Origin of the sequence: Enterococcus casseliflavus (genome assembly GCF_029215545.1) — a bacterium.
GTDB classification, from domain to species: Bacteria; Bacillota; Bacilli; order Lactobacillales; family Enterococcaceae; genus Enterococcus_D; species Enterococcus_D casseliflavus.
Window position 1 is genome coordinate 2,119,567 of record NZ_CP119393.1, and the last position, 23,113, is coordinate 2,142,679.

Genomic DNA, 23,113 nt, shown 5'->3' on the forward strand with positions numbered 1-23,113 from the left:
GAAACGAGCTAAAAGACAAGAATAGATCCAAGCGTCAGAAAATTCCCTTTAGAAGCTTCGGTCCCTCAACACCTGTTTGCTGAGGGAAGCGAACGCTTCTTTTTCTACCACTCGGATCATTCAGTCAATTGCAATTTTTTTGATTATGAAGACATCAGATGACTTTATTCACCTGTGATTTCTTCGATCGCTGCTTGCAGATCAGCAATTTTTTGTTCTGCTGCTTCTGCCGTTTCGCCTTTTACACCAATATAAAACTTGATTTTTGGTTCGGTCCCAGAAGGACGAACAGCAATCCAGCTTTCATCTTCCAAGGTGTATTTCAAAACATCAGAAGGCGGTGTGGTCATTTTTTGTTGGTGACCATCTAAGCCCACACGAGTCAACAATTTAAAGTCTTCTGTTTGCACGACAGGGGTTCCTGCGAAGACAGAAGGTGCTTTTTCACGGAAAGTCTTCATCAAGGCAGCAATCTTAGTTGCCCCTTCCATACCGCTCATCGTTACAGAAATCGTTTTTTCTGCATAGTAGCCGTACTCTTCAAAAATATCTTGCAGACCATCATACAATGTTTTGTCTGATTGTTTGTAAAAAGCAGCCACTTCTGCTAATAAAACGAGCGCTTGGATCGCGTCCTTGTCCCGTACGAATGGTTTAACTAAGTAGCCATAGCTTTCTTCAAAGCCAAACATGAAAGTTTGAGAATGGTCTTTTTCAAATTGTTGGATTTTTTCGGCAATAAATTTAAAGCCAGTTAAAACATTGATCATATCAACATCGTAGGATTTAGCGATCGCTGTTGGCAATTCACTAGAAACGATCGATTTTAAGACTGCTGCATTTTCTGGCAATGTTCCAGCTGTTTTATGGGCTTCTAAAATGTAACGGATCATCAATGCACCTAACTGGTTACCTGTCAAGACTTGGTAGTTGCCATCTGGCATTCTTACTGCAGCCCCTAAGCGATCGGCATCTGGATCTGTTGCGATCAATAGGTCAGCACCTTCTTTTTCTCCTAAAGCAATCGCATATTCAAAGGCAGAGTGCTCTTCTGGATTCGGTGATTTTACTGTGCTGAAGTTTGGATCAGCAACCGCTTGAGAGGGTTCAATAATGAATTGTTGGAAACCAGCTTGTTTCAACGCTTTCTCGCCAAGCATCCGCCCTGTTCCGTGAAGTGGTGTATAGACAAGTTTCAAATCTTTGCCCACCGTATTGATCAATTCTTGATCGATCGTGACTTCTTTGATTTCTTTCAGATAGGCAGTATCGATTGCTTCGCCAATAATAGAGATCAAGCCGCTGTTTTTGGCTTCTTCTTCACTTAATACAGGGATCTCCAACGGATTTTCAATTTCCCGAACAAATTTTGTCAATGCATCCGCATCTGCTGGTGGCATTTGCCCACCATCTTCCCCATATACTTTGTAGCCATTGTATTCGGCTGGATTGTGAGAAGCAGTGATCATGATTCCAGTAAAGGTTTTTAAGTAACGCACAGCAAAAGATAATTCTGGCGTCGGACGTAAGCTTTCAAAGACAAAGGCTGGAATATCATGTTTTGCCAATGTTTTTGCTGCTTCCATCGCGAACTCAGGTGAAAAATGACGGGAATCATAGGCAATCGCTACGCCACGACGTCTTGTTTCGGGATCTTGTGTATCCATAAAGCGAGCCAAGCCTTCGGTTGCTTGACGAATCGTATAAATGTTCATCCGATTGATACCAGGTCCTAAAATCCCTCGCATGCCAGCAGTCCCAAATTCCAAAGGCATATAAAAAGCGTCTTCTAACATCGCAGGATCTGCTTCTAATGCGGTCAATTGTTCTTTTAATTGTGGATCTAAGTGTTCACTGTTTTTCCATTGATTAAATGTTTGTTCCCATGCCATAAAATAACCTCTCCTTTTTCCGTTAAAATGCTCTAAAATTAGTATAACACTACTTACAGATTTCTCAAAGAATAACCAAACGAAAAATAAAAAAAGCTGCTATCAAAAGTGATTGACACTTTAAAAATAACAGCTTATTCCATTAAATTATTTTGTTAATTGAGCATCCTTTTGTGTTTCAATAAAATCAAACACTTGTTGACCAGCAATACTGCCATCGCCGACTGCCGTTGTGATTTGACGCAAGCCTTTTTCACGAACATCGCCAATCGCGTAAACACCAGGAATTGAAGTTTCCATCTGATCATTTGTTAAGATCCAGCCAGCATCATTCGTGATACCGCTAGCTTTGAATGGTTCTGTCAACGGATCTAAACCAACATAGATAAAGACACCGCCAGCAGCTTCTTCTGTCACTTCATCCGTTTTTACGTTTCTGATTTGCACGCCAGTTACGACCATCTCATTGCCTTTAATTTCTTCTACAACAGAATCCCAAATAAAAGAGATTTTCTCGTTAGCAAATGCGCGGTCTTGGATGATTTTTTGTGCTCGTAATTCGTCACGACGGTGAACGATCGTTACTTCAGAAGCAAATTGCGTTAAGTAGATCGCTTCTTCGACTGCTGAGTCGCCTCCACCAACAACGATCAAGCGTTTGTTACGGAAAAAGGCACCGTCACAAACCGCACAGTATGAAACACCGCGTCCTGCGAATTCTTCTTCGCCTTTGACGCCTAACTTTCTATGTACACATCCTGTGGCAATGATGACTGTTTTCCCTTGATAGGTTTTGTCTTCGGTGGCAACTTCTTTGAACTCACCTTGATCCGTGATGCTTTGAACGATCCCATAGGCATTTTCAACACCAAATTTAATGGCACCTTCATACATTTTAAATGCTAATTCAGGGCCTAAGATTGATTCGAAGCCAGGATAGTTTTCAACCTCAGCCGTATTGTTCATTTGTCCGCCAGGTGCTCCTCGTTCAATCATTAGTACTGATAAATTCGATCTTGACGCATAAAGCGCTGCTGTCATCCCCGCAGGGCCTGCGCCGATGATAATTACATCATACATATATTTCCCTCCAATTTGGACTACCCATACTTTACTTTCAAAAGCAAATTCTTTCAACTCATCTGCTTACAAAAAATAATAAGATATTCCTGCTTTTACTTTTGAAAATTACATTGACTTTCTTTTCAATTTTTGTAAAATTTTCACGATACGTCTATTATATAGAAAATAAGGAGTCCTTACAATTGAATAAGAAAAAACTTTTAGGAAAATCAGACCGTGAACTGATTTTTCTCAGCTGGCCGATTTTTGTTGAGCTATTTTTGCGGGTCGTTATTGGGAATGTCAACGTTTGGATGATTTCTCATTATTCCGAGCCAGCAGTAGCGGCCGTCAGTGCTGCCAATCAACTATTGAATTTAACGGTCTTTATTTACGGTTTCATCACCGTGGGTACTCAGATCATTATCGCACAATTGATTGGTGCGAAAAAACGCGACCAGATACCGAAAGTCATCAATACCGCTCTTTTTGGGTCATTGTTCATCGGGATTTTGATCAGCTTGATGTTTCTTTTCGGCTCAACCTACCTTTTGCGATTCATGGGCTTAGATGCTGAATTAGTTGCTTTAGGTCATGGATACTTACAAGTGTATGGCGGAAGTCTGTTCCTTTCATCGATCACGGCGGTCATAATTGCTGTCATGCGTAGCCACAGTTTCACAAAACCAGCGTTATTGGTACCGATGTTTGCTAGCATCCTAGCCGTCATTGGCAATTACTTTGTCTTATACAGCCCCTTTGGTTTACCGAATTTCGGTGTGACTGGATTGGCATTTTCTAGCGTCTTTGGTAATTCGATCGGTTTACTAATTGCCGCCATGTTGCTGAAGAAACATGTGAATTTTTCTGTTTTATCTGCCCGTTTCTCGAATGTCTCTTGGGGCGTGATGAAAAACATTTTGACTTACGGATTGCCTTCTTCTGGCGAGTCTCTTTCCTATCAAGGAGCGCAAGTCGTGGTGACGATGATCGTGGCTCAACTTGGCGCAAGTGTCTTGATTGCAAAATCTTACGTAACAGCTATCACCCAATTTGTTTATTTGATCGCCTCCGCATTAAGTCAAGGAAACCAAATCATGATTGGCCGCAATGTCGGTGCGGGTGAATTCGATCGTGCGCATCAGCGAGGCATGCGCACGATGGTGATCGGGATCATCGCCTCGGTAACGATCTGCTTATTGACCTATCTATTTATTGAACCGATCATGGGGATCTTTACTTCCAATACCGAAGTAATCGAGATTGCTAAAGGTGTCTTTTTAGTAGAGATCGTCTTAGAAACAGCGCGTGCAGTCAATATGATCCTAGTTGGTTCATTAAATGCAAGTGGTGACGTGAAGTTCCCATTGATCTGCAGCCTAATTGTTCTATGGGTCATCAGCTTACCGTTTTCCTACTCACTGGCTATCGTCTTTAAATTTGGCTTGATCGGCGTTTGGATCGCTTATGCCATTGACGAAGCATTGCGCAGCGTCTTAATGATCTATCGCTGGCATTCTGGGGTATGGAAAACTAAATCTGTCGTTCATCCACAAGAAGCAGAACCAGAAGTCTTACCAGAAGCATAATAAGAGTCCAGCGGTCTCGGTGACTGCTGGACTTTTTTGTTTTCCATAAAAAATAAAATGCGCCAAGAAGTTTGCTTGGTTTTTTTGAAGACTTTGCTCTATACTTGTCTCAGAAGCTATCGACTACGATTTACATTAAAAGGAGCGTTTGCTATGTCAATCTATGACTACCAAGCAACATTAGAAAACGGCGAAACTTATTCGCTAGCAAACTACGAAGGTCAACCGCTGGTGATCGTCAATACAGCTACAAAGTGCGGGTTGAGCCCGCAGTTCAAAGAATTACAAAGTCTTTATGAAACCTATAAAGACCAAGGGTTGGTCGTTCTAGGGTTTCCTTCTGACCAGTTCAAACAAGAAGTCGGCTCAGCCGAAGAAGCCGCAGCCGCTTGCCGAACCACCTATGGTGTTGATTTTCCGATGCACAAGTTAACGGTGATCAATGGCAAAGACGCAGATCCCTTGTTTCGCTATTTGGAAGCAGAAGCACCGGGTACATTAGGCAAAGCCATTAAATGGAATTTCACGAAATTCTTGGTGGACCGCCAAGGTAAAGTCGTGGAGCGTTTTGCTCCACAAACCAATCCTCAAAAAATGATTCCAGAAATTGAAAAAGTTCTTTAAAAAATGGATAAAGGCGACCTTAAGGACAAAACATGTCATGCTTAAGGTCGCCTTTTTTTGTAATTGCTGCAACGCAAGCCTTTTACAGCACTCTCATTGTCGGTTATCAATAATCTCTGAACAGCCATTTCTACTTATACAAATCATTCGTTTCAATAGTTTTTAAAAAGACTTTAAAAAAACTGCAGTCGATCTGCTTAGATTTCTCTAAGGGATCAACTGCAGCTTCTTATAATTAGTTATTCGATAAATCTTCACCGTTTGAAGCAATCACTTGTTTGTACCAATCAAATGATTTTTTCTTTGTTCGTTTCAAGGTGCCGTTTCCTTCATTGTCACGGTCCACATAAATGAAACCATAGCGTTTTTTCATTTCACCTGTTCCAGCTGAAACTAAATCGATACAACCCCAAGTAGTGTAACCCAATAAGTCGACACCATCTTGTTCAACCGCATCTTTCATTGCTTGAATATGCTCTGCCAAGTATTGAATCCGGTAGTCATCTTCCACATAGCCATCTGCATCTGGTGTATCCACAGCTCCTAAGCCATTTTCAACGATGAACAATGGTTTTTGGTAGCGATCATAAATGTCATTCATCGTGATCCGCAAACCAAGTGGATCAATCTGCCACCCCCACTCACTTGCTTCCAAGTATGGGTTTTTCACAGAGGCAAAAATATTGCCAGCCGTTTGTTCTAATAACTCAGCGTCCGTGGTCGATACGCGTGAAGAATAGTAAGAGAAGGAAATAAAGTCTACGGTGTGAGCTTTCAACAGCTCAAGGTCGCCTTCTTCCATTTTGATTTCGATCCCATTGCGTTCCATTTCTTTCAGCGCATATTGTGGATATTCCCCACGTGATTGAACATCAATAAAGAAATAGTTTTCGCGATCTGCTTTGCGTGATTCCCAGACATCTTCTGGTTTGCTTGTATATGGATAGTATGCGCCAGCAGCTAACATACAGCCTACTTTGTTCTCAGGATCGACTTCATGAGCGATTTTCGTTGCGATCGCAGAGGCCAATAGCTCATGGTGAGCCGCTTGGTATTTCACTTGCTCAACGTTATCGCCTTCTTCAAAGTAAAGACCTGCTCCCATAAATGGCGCATGGAGAATCATGTTGATTTCGTTGAAGGTCAACCAGTATTTTACTAATCCTTTGTAACGGTTGAAAATCACGTTACACAAGTTTTCATAGAATCCGACTAATTCACGAGAACGCCATGCCCCGTATTTTTCAACTAAATGCATTGGGCAATCAAAGTGAGTGATCGTTACTAATGGTTCGATCCCATATTTGTGGCATTCTTTGAAAAGATCTTCATAGAACTTCAAGCCGTCTTCATTTGGTTCTGTTTCATCCCCTTTAGGGAAAATCCGACTCCAAGCGATCGACAAACGGTAGGTTTTAAAGCCCATTTCGCCAAATAGCGCGATGTCTTCTTTGTAGCGATGATACATATCGATCGCTTCTTTTGCTGGGTAGAAATGTTCGTCATCAAAATCGAACATTTTCATTTGACCAGTAATGACTGGAAAACGATCTTTGCCGATCGGTACCACGTCAACGTTTGCCAAGCCGCGTCCGCCTTCTTGGTAGCCTCCTTCACATTGATTGGCAGCTGTTGCGCCGCCCCATAAAAAGTCTTTTCTAAATGCCATGTTTCTTTCCTACTTTCTCTTTATTTAACTAGTTCGCGATCAAGTTCGCGGGCTACTTCATCTTGTACTTCTACGCCTTCTTTTTCAAGACGTGCGATCGTTTCCTTAAATTTAGGCAAGTGATCTTTGTGGGCAATAAACAGTTCGTCCATGACACGTTTTGCCGTATCACCTGATGGAACCAATGGGTTGATGGTGAAGGCTTGTAATGCGATATTGTAATCCCCCGTCACAGCTGCTTCGATCGTTAATAATTCCATTGCTTTCATTACCTGTAACCAACCTTTTTCAGCTGTCGGTAACTCACCAAAGGCAACATTTCTAGCCCCTTGTCCGCCAACGTAAGCTGTTACTTCGACTACGCAATCGGCAGGAAGATCTGGAACGGCGCCTTCATTTTTGGTTGAAACGACGATTTGGGTATTTTTATTAGCATAAATGGAAGCAATCGTTTCACACGCTGCATCTGAGTAGTAAGCACCACCACGTTTTTGCAGCTGTTCTGGTTTATGATCCAATTCAGGATCTTTGTACAACTCAAACAATTCGGCTTCGGTTTGTTTCACTTGCTGTGCGCGTGTACCGACAGTCTTGTACTCTTCGATCGCATGATTCAACATTTCTTCTTGACGATAGTAATAACGGTGATACCCGCAAGGAATCATCTTCATTTGTTCCAGCTGTTCTTTGTAAAATGGTACATCAAAGATATTCTTCGGTAAGCCATTGTCTTCTTCATACATTTTATCAATAATGTCCATCGTAACGTCATTGCCGTGTGAGTCGGTAACTTTGTGCCAGTGGAAGTGGTTCAATCCTGCAAATTTGTAAATCAATTCGTCAGGTTCTTTGCCAAGCAACGCAGGTTCAACCATCGTTGCCATGACAGGCACGTTACACAACCCGATGACTTTGTCCCATTTTCCGTAACGCACGATTGCTTCAGTCACCATACCGCTTGGATTCGCAAAGTTGATCAACCAGGCATCGGGACACAAGCGTTTCATGTCTTCAACGATTTCAAGAATGATTGGAACCGTACGAAACGCTTTGAACATACCACCAGGGCCGTTGGTTTCTTGACCAATCATGCCGTAATAGGCAGGAATTCGTTCATCTTTGATACGGGCATTCAGCAATCCTACTCGGAATTGAGTCGTAACGAAATCAGCATCTTTTAACGCTTCTTCTCGATCCAATGTCATGTGGATTTTTACATCGTAGGGTGACGCATCCCACATCCGTTGTGCCATCGCACCAACGATTGCTAATTTTTCTTTTCCTGCTTCGATATCTACTAGCCAAATCTCACGAATCGGCAATTCTTCATAGCGTTTGATAAAGCCTTCCATTAACTCCGGGGTATAGCTGCTGCCGCCACCAATGGTTGCAATTTTAATTCCTTTTGTCATTGTATTGCTCCTTTGCTATTTTATTTACATTCTTATTATCATTCATAAAAACATTTGATTCAATGTAAATAGCATATTTAGAAAAAGCGTTTGCAAATCTCGCTTCTTCTTGCAGATGTTTTGTAAAAAAGATTTACAAAGAGCATCAAATAAGGAATAATTAGGATGTAAACGATTCGCTAGGTACTGAATAAAAACGAATTTCTGTAAAAACCATTTACAAATAATCATAAAAAAATGTAAAAAGGAGCATATATACCATGTTGTTACAAGAAAAAATGCGCCAAATCAAACTAGCACCCGCCGAACGATCGTTGATTGATTATTTATTAGCCAATCCGACCGCGATGGCGGATCAAACCATCAAGGAATTATCTGAAAAAACCTATGTTCATCCTTCTACTTTTATTCGGATCGCAAAAAAATTAGGCTTCAATGGTTGGCTCGACTTAAAAACGGCTTTTGTGGAAGAGCAAACATATATGAGCAGCCATTTTACCGATGTGGATGCGAACTTTCCCTTCTCTTCCCATGACGGTATTATGACCATCGCCAAAAAGTTGGCAAAGCTTGAACAAACAACGATCGAAGATACGCTTTCCTTGATCCATCATGATGAATTACAAAAAGCGAAACAATCGTTGCTCAATGCCAATCATATCAGGATTTTCGCCAGCAATGCCAACACCTTGATTTCTCAAGACTTTGTTTTGAAGATGCGGCGTTTAGGAAAAAGTATCCACGTCTGCGATACCTTCGGCGAAAGTGCCTATGAGGCATCCAACTGTACCTCCGATACGACCGCGATTTTGATTTCTTACACAGGTGAAAACAAAATGGTTAAAGAAATCGGTAAGATCCTCGCCGAACGGCAGGTCTCCATCATTGGGATGACTAGTATTGGCGAGAATGCGTTAGCGAAATTAAGCGATTGTGTCTTAAATATCACAACAAGAGAAAGGCTTTATTCAAAGATCGCGAATTTTACGATCAATACCTCAGTTTGCTACTTGCTAGATTTGTTGTATGCAGTCGTCTTTTCGGAGCACTATGAGAAAAATCTGCAGCATTTGATCGATATTGGGATGGCGTATGATAAGCGCCCCACTTCATCAACGATAATCGCTGAACCAACCTATGATAAAAACCTTCATTATAAGGACTCACTGTTTCCCAATTAAATGACTGTCAAAAAGCGATCGCGCCTTCACGACCGATCGCTTTTGTCCTTATATAGCTGTTTTGCAGGAAAATGTTTCCTAAACTAAAGCCGTGATCAAATCATCGGAACAACCAACTTCTCGTTTGTCAGACTCGATGATATCCAAATAATCCGCTGAGTTGGTCACTAGCACTGGGGTCTCAATATTGAATCCTGCTTTGATCAATGCATCTTTATCAAAGCTGATCAATTTTTGCCCACGAGTGACTTTATCGCCTTGCTTCACATGCGCTTCAAAGAACTCACCATTCAATTGAACAGTATCCAAACCAATATGGATCAAAAGTTCTAAACCATTCTCAGAAATCAACCCGATGGCATGTTTGGTTGGGAACAATGTCATCACTGTACCATCAAAAGGAGCCACGACTTCGCCTTTTGATGGATGGATCAGGATGCCTTTTCCTAGCACTCCTTGAGCAAAAGCTTCATCTTTGGCACTGCTTAGTGGCGCGATCGTTCCTTCCACTGGAGAAGTGATCACTTCTTTTCGAACAGTCATCGCTGGTTGTCCTTCTGCGATTTCTTCTTCCACTGCATCATCTTTCCAGAAAGCCATGGTCAAACCAAAGCCAATCGCTGCAGCGATCAAGATTCCGAAGACAGAGAACCACATGCCACTAGCGTCGCCTTCTGGAGTGATGTAGTTGAAAATGCCAAAGACCCCTAACCCACCAGAGGTGTAGCTCGTTGTTCCATTGATCATCAAGAAGGCACCTGCGACCGCACCACCGATCATTGAGTAGAAGAACGGCATTTTTTTCGGTAACGTGATCCCATAAATCGCTGGCTCCGTTACACCGAAAAGCCCTGAGATAATAGCTGGTGGACATAGTGCTTTCAGTTTTTTATCTTTCAGTTTAAAGTACATCGCCATCACTACGGCTGTTTGAGCAAAGCTGGCACCAAACGTAGCTACCAAAATCTGACTATAACCAAGTTGCGTGATTTGCATGATGTGTAGCGGAACAACTGACCAGTGAAGACCGAAAATAACCAATACTTGCCAGAAAAAACCTAGCAACAAGCCATAGGCAACTGGTGAGAAGTCCATCAACGCTTCAAATCCTGAGCTCAAAAGGTCCGTCAACATACTGATTACAGGTCCAATCACCAAAAACCCAATTGGCAATGCAATCAAGAGAACCAAGAACGGCACTAAGAACGTTTGGACAACAGAAGGAATGATTTTTTTCGCAAATTTTTGAACTTGCGCAGCAAAGGCAATGATAAAGATGACCGGCACCACACTGCTAGTATACGTTGCGCCAACCCACGGAATTCCTAAAAACGTTTCGTACGCAGGCAAGCCTAACAAGCTATACGGTGCAGCAGCTCCCTCGCCTGCGCCTGCAAGAAATGCGGCTTGCAAAGCAGATCCTTGAATCGTTGGGTAACAAAGCGCTGACCCGATCACGATTCCCACCATTGGATTTAAGCGAAACTTTTTCGCTGACGTATACCCTAAAATCACTGGCATAAACATGAAGATCGAATCGCCGATCGCATTGAACATCACATAGGTACCAGTCGTTGTTGTATAATCGATCAAGCCTGTTGTACCAATAAAAAGCAACAGTGCATTTAGTCCTTTGATCATCCCCGCCGCACACAAAGCCCCTAAGAAGGGTTGGAAGCAGCCGCTCAAAATATCGATCAAACGATCAAACAAGTTGCCACCTGAAGCTGTTTCTTCAGCATCACCACTGATTCCTGCAACATCGATCACTTCTGCATAGACATCTGGCACATGGTTTCCGATAACCACCTGGTATTGACCGCCACTCTTCATGACCGTCACGACCCCATCCATGTTCTTTAAGACTTCATCATTTGCGACGCCTTCATCCTTTAATTTAAAACGCAGGCGTGTGATACAATGCGTCAAGCTATTGATGTTCTCTTTTCCACCGACATTTGCTACGATTTTTTCTGCTAATTCACGATATTTTCCCATTTTTGATTCCTCCAATTTTTTTGTATTGAAGGTTTAGCCAACTGAATGTCACTATCCAAAATGTTTTCTTTTTTTGATTTCTTGCTACATGGTCAGATGCCTTGAAGCTGACGTTTGATAAGAATCATTGCGAAGAAATTCTTCTTTTTCGACACCTTCTCATGAATCAAGAAATCCTTCTCCTTTCTTGTTTTTTTTCAATCAACGATTTTTTTGCACAAGTCTGGCAATATGAATCGTTAAATACAAACTTTCGTCACTGGACATTTGATACTGATACTGATTTTCTAATAGCTCAGCGATTTTTTGTACGCATTGATACGCATTTCGGTACTTCACTTTGACCATAGCCAAAAGATCTTCATCGGTTTCATCCACATGAGTAGTATGGTTTTGCATTCTTGAAACAAAAAATTTCAAATGCGTAGTGAAGCGATAAAAATAAACGGACTCTTCATCAAAGGTTGTTTTGAAAAAATATTTAACAATGTTTATGATGTCTTGCATCGTTTGGGTTAGTTCAGCAATATTGCCTTGGTCACCATTCTCAGTTTGCGCATTGACGAGATGCAGAGCAATAAAGCCAGCTTCGTCATCTGGCAGCTGAATCCCGTAATGTTCTTTGATTTTTTCTACTGTTTTGCAGCCTATTTGGTACTCATCGGGGAAAAAACGCTTGATATCCCACAATAAGACATTTTTGACCGTCATTCCTTTTTTCGATCGTTCAATGGCACAGTGCATGTGATCCGTCAACGAGATGTAAATGGAATCATTGATTGGGGATGACAATTCTCGCCGAGCATACTCAATGATCTCATTGGATAATTCAAGATATTCCAGTGGTAAGTCAGCAAGCAGCTCTTGAAATTGAGATAAGATCGTCTGATTTTCTAAGCGATACACTTTATCGACCGTTTCTGAAGAAATTTCATCTCCCACTTTTTTCTTAAATGCAATCCCCCGCCCCATAACAATAATCTCGTTTTGACTTTGATCGGTAGTGATCACAACATTATTGTTTAACACTTTACTGATTTTCATGTCCTACCCCCACTTACTTTATCATTGCGGATATGGTTCATTGCTTGTCTTTATTGCTGAGCCAACAGTCAACACAGAAAAAACCTCATGAAAGCAGCGCAAATACCGCAGCTTCATCAGGTTTAGCTTGTTAAAAATCAACAATCACTATCCATTAGAACCAGTTTTATTATCTTTATCATAGCAAAGGTAGAAAGCGCTGTCAATCGTTGTTCGTTATTTTTACTGACACCTAATACGAATCTATTGATCGTTTCTTAAATACACGAGCGATCAATTTTTATTCGTTCTTATCTTAGATAAAGACAAAACCCTTAGCGAACGAAAAAAACGCTCCCCAAAGACTTGACTGATCAGTCTAATCTTTGGGGAGCCGGCTATGGTGTCATTTGTTTCTTGTTTTTCAAAAAAACCTAATCATCTTGTTTACGATAATTTTTTTTGATGTAGGGCTGGTTTTCTTGGTTCATACGGATAACGATCTTATCAAAACTATTGTCACTCACTTGTGTCGAACCATTCATTTTGATTTTTGGCTGTACTTCGATCACCTTTGGTTTATACTGCATTTTCCCTTTTGAGATCCGCTTGACTAAGAGTTCAGCAGCTTGCGAACCAATCTCATACGACGGTTTTTCAATTACAGACATTTCATGATGATAAAGTTTGTTCCAGCCTAAATCATCATAGCCCCCGATCGCAACATCTTCTGGAATCCGTAAGCCCAAGCTATAGATCACATGGATCAACGCAAACATCAACTCACTGTTTTCAGCTAGTATTGCTAAACGATAGCCTTGATTTTTTTTCAACAATTCGTTTAGTGATTCCTTACACGCGTCAAATGCCGCTTGTGTTTCTTCGATCTCAAATGCTAGTTGTTCAGGATTTCTAACTGCGATTTTAGAACTTTCCAGAAAAAGAGCGAGCTTTTTCTTCCGACTAGGCGTTGTGAGCGGTGGTGTAAAGTAAGCGACTCGATCAAAGCCTTCTGAATAAATACGTTGAATCATCTCGGCCGTCGCTTTTTCATTATCAACGATGACTGTATCAATCATCACTTCTTCGATCGTGCAATCAGCCAGCACGATCTTGACCTTTTGCTCAGTCAAGCTTTTCACGAATGCTTCGTCCTGATTCGACGACAGAATCAGCCCTTCCACTTGACGGTCGATCAACGCTTGAATTTGATCCTGCTGAGAAATATTTTTGTGATCGGTTTCAACAAGAATCACCTGAAAAGATTTTCGTATACAATAATCATTGACGCCTCGAACTAAAGCTGCTACTTCCGGGATCATGATATTGCTGACAACGATGCCGATCAATCCCGTTTTATTGTTTTTCAACCCCTGTGCTAGCGCATTTGGACGGTATTCAAGCTCTTCGATCACTTCTTCGATGCGCTTTTTTGTCTCTGCTGACATAAATTCATATTTGCCATTCAAATATCTAGAAACGGTGGTTTTTGAAACATTTGCTTTTTCTGACACCATCTTAATGGTGATTTTCTCATTTGCCATTCAATCCACGCCTTGCTTTTTGCTGTTGGTCAATTATATCATGGAACCCTTGAAAAATGAACAAGGACCGATTTCGTTCGACATGGACTGTCCTATCTCAATAGTGACGGATCGTAAAGAAGCCGCTAAGTGAGCGATTTTCAAAGAACTAGCCCATTGCTTCAATGTGGCGCATTTCTTGCTGCACGACTTCATATATACTTTTTGAAAAGTCGACTTCCAACGGATAAGAAAGCAAAATATCTAACATTTGAGGCACAAAGTCTGTCTCACACAGTTCTTTTGCAAAGGCCATCGCCGCAATTTCCGAAGCACAAACAACCGTTGAACGATGCTCGTAGGAAAAAAAGCGCCACAGTGGAATCGTTTTGGTGATATGGTACATCGTTGCCCCATGTTGCTCTTCTAAATAGTGAAAAATTTCATGAGCGATCAAGACTCCTCGGATAACTTCTGGTTTAGGCAATATTTCCGAAGATCGAGTCAGCTCGGTGTAAGCAGCAATGGGTTCAGTGATCAATTCAATGGAGCGCTCCATGATAAACTGCGCAAAGACCATACGAAACTTCGTCGGTTTTCCAGATCTTTCCGTAATCGATAAACCAAGCTTATTCGCCAAGTACCAGGCACGATCTGCCTTTTCCTGTTTTTTTAAATCAAACTGGTCGAGCATTTTTTGCGCCCATGTTCTACCACATAGAATGGCTTCTTCAATGATTTCGTTTTTTTCCTCTTCACTCACTTTATTACGCAGCATCTCGCGGGTAAACTCAAATACTCCCCAACTGAATTCGTTGATGGGCATGAGCTGTTCATACCACGTTTCTAATAATGCCAGATCAACCGTATGTTGCTGTTTCAAGAAAAACCTCTGCTTGATCATAGGGAATTCGCCGCCAGAACCATCACTTCTTCATTTGGATCTAAAGTCGACATTTCGATATCGATCAACAACATCAATGCCTCCAAATCGTTTACTGAAAAATCCATCACCCGTGGTCCGGCACAAATATAGAAATCTGGACGCAAAATCACTTCTGTCTGATAGATCGCCAAGTCATCCCACAGTTGCTCGACTGCTTGCACATAATTCTCCGCGGTGGTTTTGATGACCTTCCCTGAAGCTCGTTGTACTTTAATAAAGCCTTTTTTATCAAGGATTCGAATTGCCGGATTGTCTCCTGAAGAAACACGGGTTCCAAACACATAAAAATGCGAGCTTTTCTCTAAAAGATCAATTTCGTTGGTAGCTAGCCCCAAATCGCCTGCAGCTAATTCTTGGGCTTCCTCGACGGTTGCCTCTGCTAAAAGATCCGTCGTCTTGACTTCGGTGGAACCAGTCGCAATGGCTGTGACTTTAGACGTTTGAGGATCGATTTCGATAAAGACTTCCACACTTTCTGGGGTAGCCCCACTCTCAATGGCTTTATTGATAGCCTCTGTTTTGATTGATCGCAAGTCTTCTTTCGAAGGGGAAGGAATGATCCGTTCAACGACATCTCGCACCATCGCTAGGGCGACGCCAATTGAGGAAATCACCTCAGCGTTCTCCGGAATCGAATATTTTACGCCCATTTTTTCTGACAAGTAGATAATTAATGACGAAGCGCCGCCACCAACTCCTACTAATGAAATTTGGCTTTTTTCTAATTTGTATTTTTCTGCTAAAGCCAAAATGACTGGCTCTAATTTTGCATAAGAACGCTCCATGATTTGTGTCGCGATATCTTCGATCGTCGTGCCACAATAATCCGCTAATACGCCCATCGCTTTTCGAGCCGCTTCGATATTCCCATAAGAAAAATGTTCCGGTTTGATTAAGCCCAACACATTCGCTGCACACGAATTGGTGATAGTTACCCGCTCACCATTATCAAATTTGATTGCAACATAATCCGCAGGATCTCCTTCTTTCGGACTAAAGAATTCCACCTTTCCTCCTGTCCAATTGGTTGGATCAGAGTAGACTGCGTAGTCCAGACCGGCAATATGAGCAGAACGAGGTCCTACATCTACCACTCCATTAGCAGTTGCACGAATCATGGAACCCCCTGCACAGCCCGTGATCCGAACATCCAAACTGGAAATGTATGTTTCATGTCCGCCAACGACAGAATAGTCGATCGCTGGCCGTCCGTTTTTAATGACACCGATATTGGTGGTTGTGCCGCCTACTTCAAAATACACACCATTTGATGCTCGTAAATACATCAGTGAACCCATTACTGAAGCTGCTGGACCCGAGAGCATAGTCAGAACTGGTCGCTTTTTCATCTCAGCAATTTCCATAACCCCACCATCGCCGCGCATGATCATTAAGGGTACATCTACTCCCGACTCCTTCACAGAGACTTCTGTTGAATTTGCGACAGATAACATTTTAGGTAAAATACTTGCATTGATAGTGGCCGTTCGTGTTCTTCTGGTCAATCCGTAAAGTTTCGTAATATCCGAAGCAACGGTACAGGGAATTCCTTTTTCTGTACAAACTTCCATCACTAGATTCTCAGCATCATTATTATCTACTCCAAAAGCCATACTAGCGACGATCACTTCTGATCCTTGCCTCACTAGATCATCGATCATCTCTTCCACACTCGCTTTATTCATTCCTTTGAGTTTTGAGAAGGCATTGATGATCTTAATGGATCGCTGATTCCCTAGGACGATATCGGCAATTTTTAATTGACGCTTTGCCAGAAACCCTTCGAAACCACCCCGAGCCATACCGAAAACACCAATGTCAGCCACATCCCCTTCAATCAAAGCGTTCGTGGCTTGGGTGGTTGAATGAGCAACAAAAATCACACTTTTTGGGTCAATATCATTTTCTTTCATACAATTTTGAAAACTCTCGACAACGCCAGCAGCTACCCCCCGTTCATGATCATGGGTAGTCTTCACGCTAGATTTTCCTATGATCTCGTGAGTCAGATTATCGATAGCGACAGCTTTTGTATGGGTACCGCCTACATCGATCCCCATTCTAACTTTTCTTAGTTCACTCATTTCCACTTTCCTCCTACATCCATAGTTGCATGATTTATTGATTAGCTACGTTCTTTCATCGACTAGTTATTCAAACCGAACAAAATGAGCGCAATGATACACAGGATCGCACTAGAAAGCCACCCAGCTGGTATCGAAAACTTCATGAAATCTTTCGAACCAACTTTATGATGTCCTAGCCCCCATGCTACCCATGACTGAGTAATATCCAAATGCTGAGGAGCGATCGTGACCACAGCGAAAAGTGGAAAAATGAATGCCAGATCCCAATTTGTGGCAGCTAAGATCACTGCCGCTACTGCGCCTCCTGATCCGACTAAGTTCAAAGGACCACGGAAGAAACCAAGGGGTGCTAAGATGGCAAATAAGATCGCAAGAGCCACGGTACTATGAGGAACTAGACCGCCAACGATTGGTTCAAAGAAAGGAACCGCGAGACTTGCAGCTGAATTAAACATAGCCAGTACTAATAAGAAACCTACCAGGGGCGCAACATCGACAGCACCATCTGCAAATTGTTTAGCTAACATGCGGCAAATATTTACGAAGCCACCTTTTAATTTTCCGCAAGTCAGTAAGGCGTACAAAGCTGCCAGAATAAAAGCAGGAATAATAGGAAACTCAGCAAACACAACGAGTAAGACTGGTGCGATCACAGCCACCCAAGAATACCAAGGAGCATCGCCTGAAGTTGCACCAGGTGTGGAAGCCCACGCTTTGACTTTTGATGATTTCGCACGACTTAAAGCAATATTGGCAAAAATCAATGTCACAAGTAAGGAAACGACTAGTGCGATCATGCCGAATGTGAAATAGTCGGAAAACCCATATTCCATCATGGATTGACTTCCTTCAGGTTGTAATGCTGCTAAAATACCTTGGTATTGCACAAAATTTGTTACATTGGCAAAAATTCCCGCCATGATGGAACCCATAAAAGCGAATAAAGCAATCGCTGTTGGAATACCCAACGCTTGCAAAATCGGCATAACGATCACTGCGATAGAGATTACAGGACCAATGCCTGTCATGGAAGTGAAACATAAGGCAGTGACAGTACATAAAAGGGTCATGGTGATCCGTGGTTTATCTCCACCAAGCTCAACAACCTTCCGAATCAGCGTTGCTGCAATCCCTGTATCCATCAAAATCCGACCAAAGAAGGAACCGAAGAAAATATTGACCAGAATCGAACTAGCAAAACCGGCGGGTCCTGTTTGATAAATGTTCGTGATCGTATCGACAAAATTCAAAGCTGTTAAATCCGGACTCAACGCATTGCCAATAAAAGCTAAAACGGTCCAAAGTGTTGCCATAACGAAGAAACCTACCATCAGGTTGAACCCTTTGACGCAGTACCAAACCATTCCTAAGAAAGAAACGATCATTAAAATACCAATTATAATTTCTACCATAAATTTTCCCTCATCTTTCCATTTGAACTATTTTTTGTTCATAGATCGTGCTGCAAGTTTCTACGTTTGCTACTTTCCCTATTCTCGCTGAATGCGACCTTTGTCATGAAAAAAACGGCTAAACTTGTGACCATTCCCCACGTTTGCTTTCCTCCTCTTTTTTGTTAACCGTTTTAGTTAACCGGTTAACAAAGAATTTAAAAAAATAAAACAACGAATGATTTCTCGTGTTTATCCACTCGACTATCTTTGAGCTCTCAATACATTCCTTTTCGCCCCCTTCTCGATGGGACTGCCTTTATTCCAATCACCCTCCACAATCCTCTCTCGTTGGTTGGGTACTTCGTAAAAAATAGGCTCAGGATACTTGCCTTTTGCTTAGAGCAGCTTCCCTCATATATCTAATCTATAATTTGATCCTCCTATTTGCGCAACTTTTCACATAGAGCTCCTCTGCCACTCGCTTGACTGCGCGTGATTCCTAATCTTAACCGAAAGGTCTCGCGACCGTTTGATCCGTTTGTATGTCTAGGAGCTAGTTGCTTTAATGTCTACATGATAGCAAAGGGTGAAAACGCTGTCAATCACAAATAGAAATTTTTTCCTCCATTTGTTCAATTTATACAAAATAGACCTTAAAATACCTAGGTGGTATTTTAAGGTCTATTGGTCGTTTAAACTTCACTTGCCTGCAAACGGTACATATCGGCATACAACCCTTTTTGAGCCAAAAGTTCATCATGGGTGCCTCGTTCGACGATCGAGCCTTTATCAAGCACCAAAATCAACTCGGCATCGCGGATGGTAGACAATCGATGGGCGATCGCGATCGTGGTTCGCCCTTGACGCATATTTGCCAACCCTTCTTGGATCAGTCCTTCTGTTTCAGTATCGATATTGGCAGTCGCCTCATCCAAGACCAGTACTTTCGGATCGGTCACCATGGTGCGGGCAAAGGAAATCAATTGCCGCTGCCCACTTGAATAGCTGGCGCCCCGTTCAATCACTTTGGCGTGGTATTTACCAGGTAGTTTTTGAATAAAGGCATCTGCTTGAACAAATTTTGCTGCTGCTTCGATCTGTTCTTCACGAATGTCCTGATTCAATAAGCGGATATTGTCAGCGATGTCCCCATAAAACATGAAAGCATCTTGCAATACGAGTCCAACTTTTTTCCGAAGCTCTTCCATCGTGAAGTCGCGGATATCTTGATCATCGATCAAAATTTGCCCTTCCCCGAATTCATAAAAACGCATCAACACATTGATGATCGAGCTCTTGCCACTTCCTGTGTGACCGACTAAAGCCACGGTCTCACCTGGATAGGCGATGAAAGAAATATGATTCAATACGTTGTTTTTCCCATCATAGGAAAAACTGACATCGCGAAATTCGATTTTTCCTTTGGTAATGGTTTGACTAGCATCGGGGTTTTGCTGCGGCGTGTATTCTTCGTTATCCATAATCTTTAGAATACGGCTGCCGGCGACCATCCCATCAGTAAAGACGCTGAGAAAATCCATCATCTGTGTCATGGGATTAAAAAATCCTTGAATATAGGTCGTAAAGGCGAAAATCAACCCGACTTCAATGGGCGATTCTAAGGCATCAAACCCAAAGACCGTCAATGACAAGGCGATCGCTAAGGCATACAACAAACTAATGATTGGTGATAATAGCAGCGCATTCGTGCGGATCATAGCGTATCTGGTTTTCAAATAATCATCGTTAGTCGCTTCGAATTCTTCATTCAGCCGCGCCTCTTGACGGAATTGCTGAATGATCTGCATACCAGAAATCGATTCATTCAATTTCGTATTCAGCTGACTCAGTTTTTCCCGCATTTGACGATAGATACGAGAGCTGAATTTTTGATAATACCAGATGACTACCATTAGGATCGGCAGAAAAATCAAGTTCAGTAAGGCAATTTTGACGTTGATGCGGAACATGGCGGCAAAAGAAGAAACCACCGCAAAAATTCCTGTCAATACCATCAAGAAGACATACCAAAATTCATACAACGTTTCTGTGTCGTTGCTGACCCGTGAAACGATCGAACCCGCTGGCGTCTGATCGAAATAGCGCATCCCAAGACTATGCAATTTTTCAAATAATTTTGCTCGAATATACTGATAGGTTTTTAAAGAACCCATCGAATAAAGGAACCATTGGAAAAACCAAATCACAGCTTTTACCAACACCCCAAAGAAATACAATGCAGCAAAGAAATAAATGACTTGCTGGGTCGCCGTTTGATTGGTCAAATAATTATCCATAAAGGTTTGAATGATCAAAGGCAACAGGATATTGACGATCGATAGCACAAAAGCAAAAAAGATCGCTGCATAGAAGGTTTTTCGAAATGGCTTGGCAAAAAGAAACATTCGTTTGATGATGTTTTTTTGCTCTTTAAAGGGAATCGATTTGCTCCATTCTGATTCTTGCATTAGGCTTCACTCCCTTCGATTTTGGCTTCTAGTTGCTGTTTGTCCCACATTTTTTTATACCAGCCATTTGCAGCCAATAATTGTTCATGGGTCCCGCGTTCACTGATTTTCCCATTGTCGATCACGAGAATTTCTTCTGCGTGCTTGACACTGCTTAGGCGGTGGGCAGCAATGATCGTTGTTTTATTCTGACGGAACGTCCGCAACTGTTGTAAAATAGCTTCTTCTGTTTTGGCATCTACTGCTGAAAGGGCGTCATCTAAAATCAATAATTCTGGATCAGTGATCAAAGCACGGGCAATGGATAAACGCTGTTTTTGTCCACCAGAAAGAGAAACACCACGTTCCCCCACCATCGTTTCGTACCCTTCAGGAAACTGACTGATATCCTCGTGGATCACTGCCAATCCAGCAGCTGCTTCCACTTCTGCTTGAGAAGCCCGTGGTTGCGCAAAGCGGATATTGTCTCGAATCGTCATAGAAAATAAGAAATGATCTTGCGGAACATAACCGATCGAACCCAAAAGAGCATTCAAGGAGTATTGCTTGCTGTCGATGCCCCCGAAGGTGATCGCTCCATCAAATGAATCATACTCTCGCAACAAAAGCTTCATCAAAGAGGTTTTTCCAGCACCAGTTTTCCCGACGACACCAAGTGTTTGCCCGGCAGGCAAAGTAAAGTGGATGTCTTGCAGGGCAAAATCATCTCCTTGATAGTGAAAATCATTGATTTGAACGTCAACCGTTCCTTGGGCTGGGGCATCGACCGCATCTTTGGCTTCAATGATATGGGTCTTGGCCGCCAACAATTCGGCAACCCGATCATAACTAGCATTGCCTCGTTCCAGCACATTAAACAGACGTCCGATGGCAAACATCGGCCAAACTAACATACCGATATAACTGATGAAGGATACCAATTGACCGATCGAGATGGTACCGTCCATAACATAATTGCCGCCGACGATGATCGTTAGCACATAGGAGATTCCGATGATGATCGTAATAAACGGATCAAACAAGGCATCCAGAAAATTGACTTTGCGGTTTTTGATGATGGCATGGTCGATTTTGGTTTGAAAATCAGCGATGTCCTCTTTTTCCTGTCCAAAGGTTTTGATGACTTTCATCCCAGTAATACTTTCTTGGGCTTTGTCGTTGATGGAAGAAAATGCTTCTTGCGAGTCACGAAACGCATCATGCAGTTTGCTACCAAGAACCCGTGCCATGACTGCTAAGAAAGGCAGCGGCAATAGAGCAATGATCGTTAACCGCCAGTCGATAAAGAGAACCATCGCAATGATGGTTGCCCCTCCCGAGATGAAGGAATCGGCAAAGGTCAAGATCCCTGCCCCTGCCACATTTTGGATGGCATTCAAGTCATTGGTGGCATGGGCCATCAAATCACCTGTCCGATGCTTTTGATAAAACAACTGATCCATCCTTGTAAAATGTGCAAATAGCTGTCTGCGTAACGTTTTTTCTAGCCGAGCGGCACTGCCCCAGATATGCGTTCGCCAGACAAAACGAAACACGTATTGAGCGATGGCTGAAGCAATCAAGATCATGACCCAAAAAAAGATCGTCTGCATCGAGATCTCTTTTTCCGCAATCTCATCGATGATGATCCCGATAACTTTGGGAGGGGCCAACTGTACCAAGGCGACCAAGACTAAAGAGCCTACGCCTAACAAATAATGTTTCTTTTCTTGTTTAAAAAACCAACCTAACTTCCTAAATATTGACATAACACTCTCCATTTCTTTATGACCTGTTGCCTAAATTTTGCGATTTTTCCGAATATTCATTGGATTCAGATTCGATTGCTTCCCCGCTATTTACAGAACATAAATAGAAAAAGTACCCTGGGGACATTTTTTTATTGGCTCCTGCGTTTTGCCGCAATAAAAAGCGAGCTGATAAAATCAGCCCGCTTTTTAGAAAAAACCCTACTTTTGGTTTTTCATTTGCTGCATCATCTGACGAATTTTTTTCTCAGAAGGTTTTTGACCCATTGACATCATCATCGAGCGAAGCATATCCTCATTAACGGGAGGATTTTTCTTTAGATAATCTTGCATATATTTACGCGCCAAAAAGAAGCCGCCGACAGCGCCTAGTAATGCTGCAACAACAGCGATCACGATTACGATTCCTACACTAACCATTCGAAAACTCTCCTTTCTCTTGTACTCTCAATGAATCATTTTACTAGAAAAAAACACAAAAAGAAAGAGTGAAAGCT

At 42.1% G+C, this 23,113-nt stretch carries 16 protein-coding genes; 3 read left to right on the plus strand and 13 right to left on the minus strand.

The genetic code is table 11. The features are described 5' to 3' along the window. Positions 1–164: 164 nt before the first annotated feature. Together P0G38_RS10350 and trxB are read right to left on the minus strand one after the other, a co-directional pair. Positions 165–1,892, minus strand: a complete 1,728-nt coding sequence (locus P0G38_RS10350) for a phospho-sugar mutase (protein ID WP_275850661.1) — start codon at positions 1,890–1,892, stop codon at positions 165–167. 147 nt (positions 1,893–2,039) lie between these two features. Continuing rightward, positions 2,040–2,972, minus strand: a complete 933-nt coding sequence (trxB, locus tag P0G38_RS10355; RefSeq protein ID WP_015509534.1) for a thioredoxin-disulfide reductase — start codon at positions 2,970–2,972, stop codon at positions 2,040–2,042. A 185-nt stretch (positions 2,973–3,157) separates the two neighbouring features. Between trxB and P0G38_RS10360 the strand changes: the two genes are divergently transcribed. After that, on the plus strand, positions 3,158–4,543 hold the full coding sequence (locus P0G38_RS10360; RefSeq protein WP_010748039.1) for an MATE family efflux transporter: 1,386 nt from the start codon (positions 3,158–3,160) through the stop codon (positions 4,541–4,543). Between the two features lie 153 nt (positions 4,544–4,696). Further along, positions 4,697–5,167 carry a glutathione peroxidase gene (locus P0G38_RS10365; RefSeq protein ID WP_005225824.1) on the plus strand — a complete coding sequence of 157 codons (471 nt, stop codon included), beginning with the start codon at positions 4,697–4,699 and terminating at the stop codon, positions 5,165–5,167. 235 nt (positions 5,168–5,402) lie between these two features. Here P0G38_RS10365 and P0G38_RS10370 read toward each other — a convergent pair whose 3' ends face one another. Then, entirely contained in the window at positions 5,403–6,836 is a 1,434-nt protein-coding gene (locus P0G38_RS10370) for a 6-phospho-beta-glucosidase (protein WP_008378424.1), read from the minus strand. Between the two features lie 20 nt (positions 6,837–6,856). Next, positions 6,857–8,248, minus strand: coding sequence for a 6-phospho-beta-glucosidase (locus tag P0G38_RS10375; protein WP_005225822.1), 1,392 nt, complete (start codon positions 8,246–8,248; stop codon positions 6,857–6,859). Between the two features lie 260 nt (positions 8,249–8,508). Here P0G38_RS10375 and P0G38_RS10380 point away from each other — a divergent pair, with 260 nt between their 5' ends. Further along, on the plus strand, positions 8,509–9,429 hold the full coding sequence (locus P0G38_RS10380) for a MurR/RpiR family transcriptional regulator (RefSeq protein WP_010748037.1): 921 nt from the start codon (positions 8,509–8,511) through the stop codon (positions 9,427–9,429). Between the two features lie 78 nt (positions 9,430–9,507). Here the strand turns inward: P0G38_RS10380 and P0G38_RS10385 are convergent, their stop codons facing one another. From P0G38_RS10385 to P0G38_RS10425, 9 genes are all read right to left on the minus strand, one after another. Next, complete coding sequence (locus P0G38_RS10385) at positions 9,508–11,427, minus strand: beta-glucoside-specific PTS transporter subunit IIABC (RefSeq protein WP_074535726.1); 1,920 nt, start codon at positions 11,425–11,427, stop codon at positions 9,508–9,510. Between the two features lie 201 nt (positions 11,428–11,628). Further along, complete coding sequence (licT, locus tag P0G38_RS10390; RefSeq protein ID WP_005225819.1) at positions 11,629–12,471, minus strand: BglG family transcription antiterminator LicT; 843 nt, start codon at positions 12,469–12,471, stop codon at positions 11,629–11,631. A 413-nt stretch (positions 12,472–12,884) separates the two neighbouring features. Continuing rightward, on the minus strand, positions 12,885–13,994 hold the full coding sequence (locus tag P0G38_RS10395) for a LacI family DNA-binding transcriptional regulator (protein ID WP_060792797.1): 1,110 nt from the start codon (positions 13,992–13,994) through the stop codon (positions 12,885–12,887). Between the two features lie 148 nt (positions 13,995–14,142). Next, the gene (locus P0G38_RS10400) at positions 14,143–14,856 is read right to left on the minus strand and encodes a hypothetical protein (protein ID WP_275850682.1); all 714 of its coding nucleotides are present in this window, start codon (positions 14,854–14,856) and stop codon (positions 14,143–14,145) included. Between the two features lie 17 nt (positions 14,857–14,873). Further along, entirely contained in the window at positions 14,874–17,003 is a 2,130-nt protein-coding gene (locus P0G38_RS10405) for a hydantoinase/oxoprolinase family protein (RefSeq protein WP_275850687.1), read from the minus strand. Positions 17,004–17,065: 62 nt separating this feature from the next. Further along, complete coding sequence (locus P0G38_RS10410) at positions 17,066–18,418, minus strand: SLC13 family permease (protein ID WP_167822444.1); 1,353 nt, start codon at positions 18,416–18,418, stop codon at positions 17,066–17,068. Positions 18,419–19,092: 674 nt separating this feature from the next. Next, complete coding sequence (locus P0G38_RS10415) at positions 19,093–20,868, minus strand: ABC transporter ATP-binding protein (RefSeq protein ID WP_010748035.1); 1,776 nt, start codon at positions 20,866–20,868, stop codon at positions 19,093–19,095. Next, on the minus strand, positions 20,868–22,616 hold the full coding sequence (locus P0G38_RS10420; protein ID WP_060792801.1) for an ABC transporter ATP-binding protein: 1,749 nt from the start codon (positions 22,614–22,616) through the stop codon (positions 20,868–20,870). The genes P0G38_RS10415 and P0G38_RS10420 overlap by 1 nt, the downstream gene beginning before the upstream one ends. Before the next feature lie 201 nt (positions 22,617–22,817). Continuing rightward, entirely contained in the window at positions 22,818–23,036 is a 219-nt protein-coding gene (locus P0G38_RS10425) for a YneF family protein (protein WP_005235432.1), read from the minus strand. Between the last annotated feature and the right edge of the window lie 77 nt (positions 23,037–23,113).